The sequence below is a fragment of the Paraburkholderia sp. RL17-373-BIF-A genome, from assembly GCF_046030175.1.
GTDB lineage: Bacteria > Pseudomonadota > Gammaproteobacteria > Burkholderiales > Burkholderiaceae > Paraburkholderia.
This window is the reverse complement of record NZ_JARESO010000064.1, coordinates 1-13,616: the sequence shown is the minus strand read 5'-3', so window position 1 is coordinate 13,616 and position 13,616 is coordinate 1. Positions and strand designations below refer to the sequence as shown.

At 65.1% G+C, this 13,616-nt stretch carries 12 protein-coding genes; 5 read left to right on the top strand and 7 right to left on the bottom strand.

Annotated elements, in window-relative coordinates; genetic code table 11:
• Positions 1-22: 22 nt before the first annotated feature.
• Genes P0D80_RS41225 through wrbA form a run of 4 tightly spaced genes read right to left on the bottom strand, consistent with a single transcriptional unit; the run spans position 23 to position 3,440 of the window.
• Entirely contained in the window at positions 23-829 is an 807-nt protein-coding gene (locus P0D80_RS41225; protein WP_408292356.1) for a metallophosphoesterase, read from the bottom strand.
• A 50-nt stretch (positions 830-879) separates the two neighbouring features.
• Positions 880-2,298: an FAD-binding oxidoreductase gene (locus tag P0D80_RS41220; RefSeq protein ID WP_408292354.1), complete on the bottom strand. Its 1,419-nt coding sequence runs from the start codon at positions 2,296-2,298 to the stop codon at positions 880-882.
• Between the two features lie 54 nt (positions 2,299-2,352).
• Entirely contained in the window at positions 2,353-2,841 is a 489-nt protein-coding gene (locus P0D80_RS41215; protein ID WP_408292352.1) for a DUF2069 domain-containing protein, read from the bottom strand.
• Entirely contained in the window at positions 2,838-3,440 is a 603-nt protein-coding gene (wrbA, locus tag P0D80_RS41210) for an NAD(P)H:quinone oxidoreductase (protein WP_132373683.1), read from the bottom strand. The genes P0D80_RS41215 and wrbA overlap by 4 nt, the downstream gene beginning before the upstream one ends.
• A gap of 121 nt (positions 3,441-3,561) precedes the next feature.
• On the opposite strand from wrbA, the gene P0D80_RS41205 reads away from it, so the two are divergent.
• Entirely contained in the window at positions 3,562-4,875 is a 1,314-nt protein-coding gene (locus P0D80_RS41205; protein ID WP_207915612.1) for a YihY family inner membrane protein, read from the top strand.
• Positions 4,876-4,919: 44 nt separating this feature from the next.
• On the opposite strand, the gene P0D80_RS41200 is transcribed toward P0D80_RS41205, so the two are convergent.
• From P0D80_RS41200 to P0D80_RS41190, 3 genes are all read right to left on the bottom strand, one after another.
• Positions 4,920-5,240: an Mpo1-like protein gene (locus tag P0D80_RS41200; RefSeq protein ID WP_012433756.1), complete on the bottom strand. Its 321-nt coding sequence runs from the start codon at positions 5,238-5,240 to the stop codon at positions 4,920-4,922.
• 180 nt (positions 5,241-5,420) lie between these two features.
• Positions 5,421-6,254: an alpha/beta fold hydrolase gene (locus P0D80_RS41195; protein WP_408292349.1), complete on the bottom strand. Its 834-nt coding sequence runs from the start codon at positions 6,252-6,254 to the stop codon at positions 5,421-5,423.
• Entirely contained in the window at positions 6,251-7,621 is a 1,371-nt protein-coding gene (locus tag P0D80_RS41190) for an O-acetylhomoserine aminocarboxypropyltransferase (RefSeq protein ID WP_408292347.1), read from the bottom strand. Before P0D80_RS41190 ends, P0D80_RS41195 begins: the two co-directional genes overlap by 4 nt.
• Before the next feature lie 240 nt (positions 7,622-7,861).
• On the opposite strand from P0D80_RS41190, the gene P0D80_RS41185 reads away from it, so the two are divergent.
• The 4 genes from P0D80_RS41185 (at position 7,862) to P0D80_RS41170 (ending at position 13,554) form a co-directional block, all read left to right on the top strand.
• The gene (locus P0D80_RS41185) at positions 7,862-8,323 is read left to right on the top strand and encodes a CBS domain-containing protein (RefSeq protein ID WP_132373686.1); all 462 of its coding nucleotides are present in this window, start codon (positions 7,862-7,864) and stop codon (positions 8,321-8,323) included.
• A 280-nt stretch (positions 8,324-8,603) separates the two neighbouring features.
• Positions 8,604-10,541 (top strand): MFS transporter, encoded by a 1,938-nt coding sequence (locus P0D80_RS41180; protein WP_408292345.1) that lies wholly within the window; start codon positions 8,604-8,606, stop codon positions 10,539-10,541.
• Between the two features lie 380 nt (positions 10,542-10,921).
• Positions 10,922-12,022: a chorismate synthase gene (gene aroC / locus P0D80_RS41175; protein ID WP_408292343.1), complete on the top strand. Its 1,101-nt coding sequence runs from the start codon at positions 10,922-10,924 to the stop codon at positions 12,020-12,022.
• A gap of 53 nt (positions 12,023-12,075) precedes the next feature.
• Positions 12,076-13,554 (top strand): tetratricopeptide repeat protein, encoded by a 1,479-nt coding sequence (locus P0D80_RS41170; protein ID WP_408292341.1) that lies wholly within the window; start codon positions 12,076-12,078, stop codon positions 13,552-13,554.
• Positions 13,555-13,616 lie beyond the last annotated feature (62 nt).

Genomic DNA, 13,616 nt, shown 5'->3' with positions numbered 1-13,616 from the left:
ACCCAACCCACCTCAGTGCCCGCTAGATCTCGACAACCTTATCCCACGCGAAAAGCGGATTTTCCAGCAAGCCGGTGCGTCGGTCGAGATAGCCGCGCGGATTGCAGACCACGCGCGTGCCATTCACGTTGTAGTCGAACGGCGTATGCGTGTGCCCATGAATCCACAGCGCGACAGGCGGGCCCACGAGGTCCGGCAAGTGATTGACGAAGCCCGCCGACACGAGGTCTTCCGCATAACGCTCGGCGAGACTCAGCCGATGCGGCGCGTGATGCGTGACGACGATCGTCTTGCCGCCGAACGGCCTGGCGAGTTCGCCTTCCAGCCAGGCGCGTGCTTGCCGGTGCAGCGCGAGGGAGTCGTCGGGCGTGAAATCGCGCGTGGCGTCGTGGGTGTCGTGCGGCCAGTTCATCTGGATCAGCCCGCGGAAATCGAGCATGACCTTGCGCGACGCCTCGATCGATTCGGCGCGCGTGTCCGGGTCGTTCCCGTACAACGCGAAGTCGGTCCACAAGGTCGTGCCGAGCACGCGCCACCGGCCTTGCGGGTCGACCAGCGCGGCGTTGTTCAGCACGTGCACGTTATCGACCTGCGCGGCCGCGTCGTAGAGCGCGGCGTCAAGCGCGCTGAACTCGCCGTCGTAGTACTCGTGGTTGCCGGGCACGTAAACCACCGGCACGGTGCCGTCGAAAGTCTGCGCGGCCCAGCGCGGTCCGGCCGCGTGATTGTGGATGTCGCCGGCCAGCACGATCAGATCCGCCTGCGCATGCGGGATCAGCTCGGGCTCGTCGTTCTCCAGATGCAGATCGGACAGCACTCGAATCTTCACGACCACAACTCCTGGAAGTGGCTCCGCAAGGGAGCGCGGAGCATCAGACTCTAGCGTAGCACCTTGCCCGGATTCATCAGATTCAGCGGATCGAGCGCGCGTTTGACGGCGCGCATCAATTGCACTTCGACGTCCTGCTTGTAGTGCATCGCCTCGTCGATCTTCAACTGGCCGAGCCCGTGTTCCGCGCTGATGCTGCCGCGATGCCGGTGCACGCTGTCGTAGACGATCTGGTTGATCGGGCTCTGGTATTGCTCGAGGAACGTTTTAGCGTCGCCGCCCTCGGGCGCCTGCACGTTGTAATGCAGATTGCCGTCGCCGAGATGGCCGAACGTCACCATGCGCGCGCCGGGCACGGCCTGCGCGATCGCCGCGTCGGTTTCCTCGATGAAGTGGCCGATGCGCGAGATCGGCACCGCGATATCGTGCTTGATGTTCAGGCCTTCCTCGGCCTGGGCGAGCGGAATGTGTTCGCGCAGATTCCAGAACGCGCGCGACTGGCTGAGATTTTCCGCGACCACCGCGTCTTGCACCAGGCCGTCTTCGAGCGCTGTTTCCATCAGACACTCGAACAGTCCGCGCGCATGCTCCTCGCTTTCGCTGTCCGACAGTTCGAGCAGCACGACTTGCGCGTGCGGCTCGGCGAACGGATAGCACATCTGCTCGAAATGCCGGCCGACGAGGCGCAGGCAGAAATCCGACATCAATTCGAAGCCGGTCAGGAGCGGCCCGGCGATGCGCTGCGTGAGCGACAAAAAGTCGAGCGCGGCGTACGGCGAAGCGAGCGCGGCGAGCGCCGTGACGCGCGCAGCCGGTTGCGGATGCAACTTGAGCACGGCGGCGGTGATGATGCCGAGTGTGCCCTCCGCGCCGATGAACAGGTCGCGCAGATCGTAGCCGGTATTGTCCTTGCGCAGTCCGCGCAGGCCGTCCCACAGTTCGCCTTGCGGCGTGACCACTTCGAGGCCGAGGCACAACTCGCGCGCATTGCCGTAGCGGAGCACGCCGGTGCCGCCCGCGTTGGTGGCGAGATTGCCGCCGATCGTGCAGCTGCCTTCGGCGGCGAGGCTCAAGGGGAAGAGGCGGCCGGCCTCGTCGGCGTGCTTCTGCACTTCGGCGAGCATGACGCCGGCTTCGACCGTGATCGTATTGTTGTGCGGATCGATGTCGCGCACCCGGTTCAGACGCCGCAAGCTGATGACCGCCTGCGTGCCGCTTGCGTCCGGCGTGGCGCCGCCGGCGAGTCCGGTGTTGCCGCCTTGCGGAACCAGCGCGATGCGATGTTCGACGGCGAGCTTCACGAGCGCCGCGACTTCGTCAGGCGTGGCCGGGCAGAGCACCGCGCACGCCGCGCCGGTGTAGCGGCGGCGCCAGTCGGTCAGGTACGGGGCGGTGTCGTGCGGAGCGGTCAGCACCTGTGCGGCGCCGATGGCGTCGCGGCAGGCGGTGAGGAAAGCGATTTGGGTCATGTTGGTCGGTCAGCGTATTCGGGCGGAAATGTCTGGTGAGGCGCAGCGTTTTCGTCAGCCGGTGCTGTTGGGCTGCTTTGCGGGCTGGTTGGCGGCCTGTTTTGCAGACCGCTTCGCCGCGCGTTTGAACGGCGCGACGTAGGCCAGCGTGCAGACGAAAAAGACCACGGAGAGTGCGGCTTCCAGCCAGCCGAGACCGGCGCTCAGCCCGCGGTCGCTCCAGCCGCGCACAATGCCTTCGGCAAAATACAGCAGGATCAGCATCGACGCCCATTGCAGCGTATAAAGCCGGCGCCGCCAGACGCCGGGTAGCGCGAGCAGCAGCGGCACAGCCTTGAGCACGAGCGCCGAACCGCCGGGACGCAGCGGCGCGAGCCACCATTCCCACGCGACGGACAGGGCGATCAGCGCCACCAGGGCAGTGGTGGCGCCGAACGCGGCAGCGCGATTTCGCGGCACGGGCATGGCGGCCGTGGTCACGGGCGCCTGCGCTGCGGTATCGGCGTCAGACGCGGCGGCCGGTTGGGCGTGCGGCTCGCTCACGGCCTTTCGCTCATGGATGCCGCCGTGCGCGCGACGCGTGCACCGAGCGCGATGGCGAGCGTCTTCTCGTCCGCCGAAATGCCTTGTTCGGCGCTGCCCGCGCGCGCGAAATGCGACGCGCCGTACGGAGTGCCACCGGTTTGCGTGGTGCTCAAAGCGCTCTCCGTGTACGGAATGCCGACGATCAGCATGCCGTGATGCAGAAGCGGCAGCATCATGGAAAGCAGCGTCGATTCCTGGCCGCCGTGCAAACTGCCGGTGGACGTGAACACGCAAGCGGGTTTGCCGGAGAGCGCGCCGGAAAGCCACTGCGGCGTGGTGCCGTCGAGAAAGTATTTGAGCGACGCGGCCATGTTGCCGAAGCGGGTAGGCGAACCGAGCGCCAGACCGGCGCATTCCTCGAGGTCGCGCAGTTCGACGTAGGGCGGGCCCTCGGCGGGAATATCGGGCTGGGTCGCTTCGCAGACGGTGGACACGGCCGGCACGGTACGCACGCGCGCCTGCATGCCGGGGACGCTGTCGACGCCGTGCGCGATCGCCAGCGCGAGCTCGCGCGTGGCGCCGTGACGGCTGTAATAGAGCACGAGAATGTCTTTCATAGGCCTCATCGGTGAACGGGTATTATAGGGGCTGGGTCCGCTCTACAGGCCACCCATAGCCGTTCGGCCAGGTCTCGCGCGCGGTCCTGAAACACCGGTACACGAAGCAAGGAGGTGGGGTTTGTTGTCCAGGGTGCGTTTCGATCTCGACACGCTCAAACGGCTCGCGCAATTTGCCGCGCAGCGCAGCAGCGAAGACCGCATTCCGCAGGTGGCCGGCAGCCTCACGTTCACCACCATGCTCTCGCTCGTGCCGCTCGCCACGGTCGCGTTCGCGCTGTTCACCGCGTTTCCGATCTTTGCTTCGTTCCAGATGTCGCTGCAGATATTTCTTGCCGACCATCTGATGCCCGCGCAGCTCAACAGTCAGATCTTCAACTATCTGAACCAGTTTGCTTCGAAGGCGAAGGGCCTCACGACCATCGGTATGATTTTTCTGTTCGTCACCGCCGTGATGACGATGATGACGGTCGAATCCGCCTTCAACGTGATCTGGCGCGTGCGCAAGGCGCGGCCGATCGCGCAGCGCATTCTGGTGTATTGGGCGATCATCACGCTCGGGCCGATTCTGATCGGCGTGAGTTTGTCGATTTCATCGTACCTGTTCACGCAATCCATGACCTTTACGGCGGCGCAACGCATGACGCCGGTCATCGAGTGGGCGCTCACCGGCGCCGCGCTGCCGCTCACGGCGCTCGCCTTCACGATTCTCTACGTCTACCTGCCGAATTGCCGGGTGGAGTGGCGCGACGCGGTGATCGGCGGCGTGACCGCGGCGATCGCCTTCGAACTGGCGAAGCGCGGCTTCGGGTACTACGTACGGCGCATTCCGACCTACACCGCGGTGTACGGCGCATTCGCGGCCGTGCCGCTGTTCCTGGTGTGGATGTACCTGTGCTGGTTCATTACGCTCGCGGGCGCGATGATCGCGTCCGCGTTGCCGGCCATTCGTATCGGCCAGTTTCACCGGCCCACTTTCGAGGGCAGCAATCTGTTCGACTCGCTCGAACTGCTCGCACGGCTCTCGGAAGCGCGTGAAGCAGGCAAGCGCGGCTATACCGTGCCCGAGCTTTCGCGGATGCTTCGTCGCGATATGGACACCACGATCAACCTGCTGCAAAAGCTCGAAGAGATCGAGTGGATCGCGCGCTTGCAGGAGGATGGCATGCGTCCGCATTTCCTCCTGCTGGCGAATCCGGCGCAAATCACGGTGGAGCGCCTGTTCGCGCTGTTCGTGATCGACCGCGCGGAACTCGAGTATCAGCTCCAACTGGCGTCCACCCGCGTGGATGGGCAGATGTTGCTGGCGGCGCTGGAAAACGACAAGCTGAAAGTCACACTCGCCGCGTTGCTGACGGCGCGCGCGGCCGCTCGTGGGGCGCGTGCCGAGCAGAGCGAATCCGGTACGCCTTCCATGCCGCATCAGGCGGCTTGAGCCGCGCGGAGTGCGTACTGGTCGGCGCTGAAGCTACCGCATCGCTACAACGAAATCTTCCCGACGCAGATGTCCTTGAACATCACCCAGTCGCCCATCAGGCTATAAAGCGGATGCCGGAAGGTAGCCGGTCGGTTCTTCTCGAAGAAGAAATGCCCGACCCAGGCAAAGCCGTATCCGCAGATCACGGCAGCGGGCAGCCATAGCCAGTCGCCGGTGGCGAGCGCCATGGCGAGACAGCCGATCACGCCGAGCGATCCCACGAAATGCAGCCGCCGCGAGACCGTGTTGCGATGCTCGCTCAGGTAGTACGGATAGAACTCCGCGAAACTCGCGAAGTGATCGGTGTGCGCGGTTTGAGCCATCACGGCCTCCGGATTGCGACGCTTCTCGATGCTTAAGCGTGCGCGCCAACAGGCCAGACACACGCGCTCGAAGCAGGACAGGCTTGATCCATTGTGCGGCTATCGGGCGACGCGCGCAACCTGGCCGTTCGGCCGATGGCGCGCCGCTTCTCACGCGGCTATCGTGACGACTCGCAACGTTTATCGGATCTCGCGAGGCGCACCGGAAGCGAAGCTGAAGAGGGCGTCGAGCGTGGCGTCCGGTTGCTCGGTCATGAGCGCGTGGCCTGCTTCGAGCGTGACCGTGTCGACCGGCACACCGGCTTGCGCCAAGGCGCCAGCAAGCGCTTTGGCCGCGCGCGGCGGTGTCATCGCATCGCGCCGGCCGACGATCAGGCGTGCCGCACAGCGCAGCTGCGCGGCGCGGGTGAGGCCGTCCGCGTAGCTGTTGCAGGCGGCGAAGTCGGTGTGGAACAGGTTCGGCTCGCCGCTTGCCGAGACACGCTCCATCAAGCGCTGGTTCATGCCGTGCAGCCAGAAGCCGGGGCCGGGGCAGGAGGGTTTGGCTGCGAAGGTCGAATGCGACCACTCGTTGACCATGCCGATCGCTTCGGGTTCACGGTGCAATGCGGCGTCGAGTAAGGCGTCGGAGACGGCCATCGGAATCGCCGTGGCGAGCAGGGCGAGGTGGGTTGCCCGCTCCGGATAGCGGCCAGCGAAGTCGAGCGCGATCAGCGAGCCCATGCTGTGGCCGGCCACGAAAGCGCGTTGCACGCCGGCGGCGTCGAGCAGCGCGGCGAGCCAGTCGGCCATGGCGGGCACCGTGGTCAGAGCCGGGCCCGCGCTGCGGCAGTGGCCGGGCAGATCCACGGCCAGCACGCTAAAGCCGTGATGCGCGAAGTAGCGGGTTTGCAGCGCCCACACGCTGTGATCGTGCTCGGCGCCGTGGATGAAGACAGCGGTCGGCAGGCTCGCATCGAACGGTTTGCCGCCGGTGTAGGCGTAGGCGGGTTTGCCTTGAACAGTGAGGATCATGCGGACTCCGGGCGAGGTTGGGCAGCCGTGCCGGATGCACCGGATACACCGGGTGCGCCGCCGCGCGGCGCGCCCGAACCGCTCGCTTTCTGCGCGGCCTTCAGCGCGCGCTTGAGGTCGTCGATCAGATCGTCGGGATCTTCGAGGCCGATCGAGAGGCGGATCGTGCCTTCCGCAATGCCGGCCGCGGCGAGTGCGGCGGCGTCCATGCGAAAGTGCGTGGTCGATGCGGGATGGATCACCAGCGAGCGCGCGTCGCCCACGTTCGCGAGATGCGAGAACAATGAGAGCGCTTCGATGAAGGCGCGTCCGGCGGCGCGGTCGCCGCGCAGATTGAAGCTGAACACCGCGCCGGCGCCGCGCGGCAGCAAACGTTTCGCGAGCGCGTGGTCCGGGTGCGTCGGCAACTCCGGGTAGGCGACGGATTCGACCGCCGCGTGACCGGCGAGAAATTCGACCACGCGGCGCGTATTGGCGACGTGCCGTTCCATCCGCAAAGGCAGCGTCTCGATGCCTTGCAGCAGTTGCCACGCGGCCTGCGGATGCAGGCATGCGCCGAAGTCGCGCAGGCCTTCGCGGCGCGCTCGCAGGAGGAACGGCGCGACGGTGCTTTCCTCGCTGAACACCATGCCGTGAAAGCCGTCGTAGGGCTCGGTGAATTCGGGGAAGCGCCTGGAGGCTTCGAAGTCGAAGGTGCCGCCGTCCACCAGCACGCCGCCGATCGTCGTGCCGTGGCCGCCGAGAAATTTGGTGGCCGAGTGATAGACGAAGTCCGCGCCGTGTTCGAACGGTTTGAGCAGATAAGGCGTGGTGAAGGTCGAGTCGACTAGCAGAGGCACGCGGTGCTCATGCGCGATCTGCGCCACGGCGGCGATGTCGAGCACGTCGAGGCCCGGATTGCCGAGCGTCTCGCCGAACAGCAGCCGCGTGTTCGGGCGCAGCGCGGCGCGCCACGCGTCGAGGTCGCCTGGCTTGACGAAGGTCGTCTCGATACCGAAGCGCCGCAACGTGTAGTGCAGCAGATTGTGCGAGCCGCCGTACAGCGCGCTGGAGGCAACGATATGCGAGCCCGCACCCATCAGCGTGGCGATGGCCAGATGCAAGGCCGCTTGGCCGCTCGCCGTGCCGATCGCGCCCGCGCCGTTTTCCAGCGCGGCGACGCGTTCCTCGAACACGGCCACGGTCGGGTTCGAGATGCGTGAATAGACGTGACCGGCGCGCTCCATATTGAAGAGCGCCGCGGCGTGGTCCGAGTCGCGGAACGAAAACGAGGTAGTCTGGTAAATCGGCGTGGCGCGCGCGCCGGTTGTCGGGTCGGGAGCAGCGCCGGCGTGCAGCGCAAGCGTGTCGAAACGGTTCGCGGACATGCTGGGCGGCGGGGCCACGGACGGCCTCGCGAAAGGTGAAAGTGGCGGCCATCCTATCACCGGCATGCGGCGCTTCAAGCGCGGTTTTCCCGATGCGCGTACGCTCGGAATTACGGGTTCGAACCTGCGAACGCCCGCTGCGCCTTGGTGGGCGGGCCGCTTTCCTTTTATGGGTCTTTCCGCTAGGATCGAAAAACATCGATGCATTACCAGCTTAGCGGGCATTACGGGAGACAAATCATGCGAGTCAGCGACATCCTCAAAGTCAAAGGCAACACCCTATTCACGGTCACGCCGGATACCACGCTGCACGACGCAGTCAATGCCATGGCCGAGCACGACATCGGCTCGCTGGTGGTGATGGAATACGGCGACCTCGTCGGCATGCTGACGTTTCGCGAAATCATTCTGACGCTGAGCGAGAACGGCGGCAGCGTCGGCACCTCCACGATCCGCAAGGTCATGGACGACCATCCGCTCACCTGCACGCCGGAAACGGATGTCAACGAAGTCCGCCGCATGATGCTCGAACATCACGTGCGTTATCTCCCGGTGATGGAAAGCCGCACGCTGATGGGTGTGATCTCGTTCTACGACGTCGCCAAGGCGGTGGTCGAAGAGCAGGGTTTCGAAAACCGCATGCTCAAGGCATATATCCGCGACTGGCCGGAAGAACAGCAGGACCAGCAGCCGGCGCGTTAATGCGCGGCGATTCACTGCGACGCGCTAGCCGTTGCTGTGAGCGCGAAGAGGCAGTCAAGGCGCGCGCGAAAGCGTGCGCTTTTTTTGTGTCCGGCGCTGGGTTTGGCCTCATGTCCTGCTTTGTATCCAGTTCTTGGGCTGGCTTGATGTCAAAGCCGGTGCGAGCTTGCGTGATCGCTTTGCAGTCCGGCGCCGGGTGCTGCCCGCTGACCCGCCCGCGCGCGAAACCGCGCATGGAGCTTACTTCTTTGTCGTTCTTTTAGCCTGTTCACGGAACTTCATGAGCGATCGTCCGTTACCTGCCGCCCGCCGCGCCGCCCGTCAACAAGAAGCGCACGAATCCCAGTTCCGGCTGCTCGGCCAGCGTCGCTTCGCGCCGTTTTTCTGGACCCAGTTCCTCGGCGCGATGAACGACAACGTGTTCAAGATCGGCTTCACGTCGCTCGTCACGTATCAGGCGGCGCGCTTTTCCGGAGTCGATCCGAAAACGGCAGCGTTCCTGATCTCGGCCATCTTCATTCTGCCGTTTGTGCTGCTGTCGGCCACCTCAGGCCAGATCGCCGACAAGTACGACAAGGCGATGCTCACGCGCTTCGTCAAGAGCTTCGAAATCGTGGTGATGCTGATCGGCGGCGCGGGTTTCTGGCTGCATAGCGCACCGCTTTTGTACCTGTGCACGTTTCTGATGGGCGTCCATTCCACCGTGTTCGGACCGGTCAAATACTCGTACCTGCCGCAGCATCTGTCGAAGGCAGAACTGGTCGGCGGTAACGGCATGGTCGAAATGGGCACCTTCGTGGCGATCCTGATCGGCACGATCGTCGGCGGCGTGGGCGCCGGTTTCGTCGAACACGGCGCAGTGGTGCTCGCCTGCGCGTGCGTCGCGATCGCGGTTGTAGGGCGCGCGGTGTCGAGCTTCGTGCCGCTCACGCCGGCGCCGCAAGCCGATCTGCGCATCAACTGGAATCCGGTCAGCGAAACGTGGCGCAACCTCAAGCTGGCGCACGAAAACCGCACCGTGTTTCTGAGTCTGCTCGGCATTTCCTGGCTGTGGTTCGTCGGCGCGATCTTCCTGTCGTCGTTTTTCAGCTTCGCGAAAAATGTGCTGTCCGCCGATCCGGACGTGGTGACCGTCCTGCTCGGCACCTTCTCGATCGGCATCGGCCTTGGCTCGCTGATGTGCGAAAAGCTCTCGAAGCGGCGCATCGAAATCGGCCTCGTGCCGCTCGGCTCGATCGGCATGAGCGTGTTCGCGATTGATCTGTTTTTCGCGAGCCACGCGCTGCAGCTGCCGGGGCATCTGCTGAGCGTCGGCGAGTTCATCGTGCGGCCGGCCCACTGGCGCGTGCTGGCCGATCTGTTCCTGCTCGCCATGTTCGGCGGCCTCTACAGCGTGCCGTTGTATGCGCTGATCCAGAGCCGCAGCCAGCCGAGCCACCGTGCGCGCATCATCGCGGCGAACAATATTCTGAACTCGCTGTTCATGATCGTTTCGTCGCTGATGGCCGTCGCCCTGACCTCGGCGGGCTTCAGCATTCCGGCGATTTTCCTCGTCACCGCGCTGCTCAATATCGTCGTGGCGACCTACATCTACTCGCTCGTGCCGGAATTTCTGCTGCGCTTCATCGCCTGGGTGCTGGTGCACACGTTCTACCGGATTCGCCTCGTGCATGCCGAGCGGATTCCGGAAGAGGGCGCGGCCGTGCTCGTGTGCAACCACGTGAGTTTCGTGGACGCGATCGTCATCATGGCCGAGAGCCCGCGGCCGATCCGTTTCGTGACGGACCACGAGATCTTCAAGACGCCGTTCGCCGGCTGGGTGTTCCGTCACGCGAAGGCGATTCCGATCGCGCCGGCGCATCAGGATGCGCAGATGCTGACGCGCGCCTATGAGCGCTGCGCGCAGGCGCTTGCCGAAGGCGAACTGGTTTGCATCTTTCCGGAAGGCAAGCTCACCCGAACCGGCGACATGAATCCGTTCCGTCACGGCGTGACCGAGATCATCCGGCGCACGCCGGCGCCGGTCATTCCGATGGCGCTGCGCGGCCTGTGGGGCAGCGTGTTTTCGCGCGCCAACGACGCGCGCTGGCCGCGGCCGATCCATAAGGGCGTCATGAGCCGTCTCACGCTGGCGGTAGGGGAGCCGATCGAGCCGGCGTTGGCGACGCCTGAAAAGCTGCAGGAGATCGTCACCGAGTTGCGCGGGGCGCGGAAGTAGCGCGGCAAGGGTGCTGAAGCTCGGTAGCGGCAGCACGGGAAACGAAAACGTGACCGCACGGGCAGAGAGAGCTTGCAAAAGGTGGCGGCATGACCGCGCGGGCCAGGGCAGGCGGTGCGCAATATCGGCGCGGAAGTTCCCGCCTTGCGATGTTTTGCGCACCCGCTAGCTGCGTGACTGACCAGGCAACAGGCGACGCAAGCGTCTTGGGCGACTATTCCTACCCGGCATAGCGTACGTCCCGACAAGCCAGGTGATCCGGCGGGAAGCGGCCGCGCATGCACACCTTGGCCGATCGGCCAAAACGACCGCGCGGCGCGGTCCAGCCGCCACGAGGCTGGCATAATACTGCTTTCCCCGCATTTCTTTGGACGACGCCCATGTCCGGCAACACGCTCGGTACGCTTTTCACTGTCACGACCTTCGGCGAATCGCACGGCCCCGCTATCGGCTGCGTGATCGACGGCTGCCCGCCGGGCATGGCGCTTAGCGAAGCGGACATCCAGTTCGAACTCGACCGCCGCAAGCCTGGCACGTCGCGCCACGTCACGCAGCGCCAGGAAGACGACAAGGTCGAGATCCTGTCGGGCGTGTTCGAAGGCCTGACCACCGGCGCGCCGATCGCGCTCATGATCCGCAACACGGACCAGCGCAGCAAAGACTACGGCAATATCGCCGACACGTTCCGCCCGGGCCATGCCGACTACACCTACTGGCAGAAATACGGCATCCGCGACTATCGTGGCGGCGGCCGTTCATCGGCACGTCTCACGGCGCCGACGGTGGCCGCGGGCGCAGTCGCCAAGAAGTGGCTGCGCGAGAAGTTCGGCACCGAGATTCGCGGTTATATGGCCGCGCTCGGCGAGATCGACGTGCCGTTCGTCGACTGGGTGCACGTGCGCGAGAACCCGTTTTTTGCGCCCAACGCGGAGATCGTGCCGCAACTCGAAGCGTATATGGACGCGCTGCGCAAGGAAGGCGACTCGATCGGCGCGCGCATCAACGTTGTGGCGTCCGGCGTGCCGGTCGGCCTCGGCGAGCCGCTGTTCGATCGTCTCGACGCGGACATTGCGCACGCCATGATGGGCATCAACGCGGTGAAGGGCGTCGAGATTGGCGCGGGCTTCGCCAGCGTCGCGCAACGCGGTTCGGTGCATGGCGACGAATTGACGCCGGAGGGCTTCGTCGGCAATCACGCGGGCGGTGTGCTCGGCGGTATTTCGACCGGACAGGACGTGACGGTGTCGATCGCGATCAAACCGACTTCGAGCATTCGCACGCCGCGCCGCTCGATCGACAAGGCGGGGCAACCGGTCATCGTCGAAACGTTCGGACGGCATGACCCGTGCGTCGGCATTCGCGCCACGCCGATCGCCGAATCCATGCTCGCGCTGGTGCTGATCGACCATGCGCTGCGCCATCGCGCGCAATGCGGCGACGTCGCCGTCAGCACGCCGAAGATCGCGGCGAGCGCGCCTTAACGGGCCTGTTTCAGGCGTCTCTGTACCTGTTCTGCGTGAGCAGTGCCGTCTCTATGACCGATCTCAATTTCGGGCCGTCAGCGAGCCACCTCGCGGGCCTGCGTGCGCGTGCCGCCGCGCCCGATGCCGCCGCCGGCGATTGCCTGGCGTTCGGTCAGGCGCTGTTGCAACACGCCGGCCGTGACAAGGCGAACCAGCGCGAGGCACTTGCTGCACTGGTGCGCGCCTATCAACTCGATCCTTCCTGCGAACCCACGCTGCTGCATACGATTGCGCAAACGGCCTTCGTGCTACGCGACTGGCCGCTGGTCGACTCGGCCACCAGCCTGCTGCTCTCGCGCGATGCCGAAGACGCCAACGCGCTGATCTGGCGCGCGGCGGCCGTTCAGCAACGCGACGACTTCGCCACGGCCGAGGCGCTGTTGCGTGAAGCGGTGCGTGTCGTTCCCGGCAATCCGGTGGCGCTTCACAAGCTGGCGTTGTGCATCAAGGAGCAGGCGCGGTTCGGCGAGGCCGAGGCGTTGCTGCGGCAAGTCCTGACGCTCTCGCCGGATAATGCCCATGCATTGTTCGATCTGTCGGAACTCGAGATTCGCAGCGGACGCTTTGTCGAAGGCTGGGCGCATTACGAGTCGCGCATCGCGTTTGCCGCAGGCGAACTGAATAACGCGCAGCAGGCGCTCGCGGCGATCAGCGCGCATTGGCAGGGCGAATCGCTTGCGGGCAAAACGTTGGTGGTCTACGGCGAGCAAGGCAATGGCGATTGCCTCTGGGCGGTGCGCTTTCTGCCGCTGCTGGCCGAGCGGGCGCGGCGCGAGGGCGGCCGGGTGATTTTCGGCCATGACGGACCCTTGCGGCATTTATTCGAACGGATGCTGCCCGCCGATTTGCCTCTCGAAACGAGCCTGGAGACACAGCCGGATTTTCACTGCGGGCTGATGAGCCTGCCGCTGCGGCTCGGGATTTTCGGCGCAACGGGATGGGGCGCGCCGTACTTAAGCGCTGATCCAGCGCGTGAGCAGACATGGCGCGAACGAGTCGAAGCGCACACGGCCGGCAGGCAAGGCAATCGCAAGGTCGGGCTGGTGTGGAACGGCAATCCGGACCATGTTCGCGACATGCGGCGTTCGGTGCCCGTCGAGCAAATCGAACCGCTGTTGAACGTGCCTGGCGTGAGTTATTTTGCGTTGTCGCCGGGGCGCGGGGAGACGGTTGCGCAGTGGCGCGCCAAGGGTCTCGACGTCGTGGATCTGACGCATCATTTTCAGTCCGGCTTCGACGATGTCGCGGCGTTGCTGACGAATCTGGATATGGTGGTCACGATCGACAGCGGGCCCGCGCGTCTGGCGGGAGCGCTTGGCGTGCCGACCTGCTTGATGATCGATCACGTGTCCGCCTGGTTTTGGGGCGATGGCTCGCCGGAGACGGCGTGGTACGACTCGGTTGAACTGGTTCGACAGCCGCGCGTCGGCGACTGGGCGCCCGTTGTGGCGAAGGTGCGCGAGCGGATTGAAGCGGTGGGGCGGCGTTGAGTTTTTTGCCTTCACAGCGCGAGCATTCAGAAGCAGGCGCTGCGAAGGCAAGTGAAGCATCG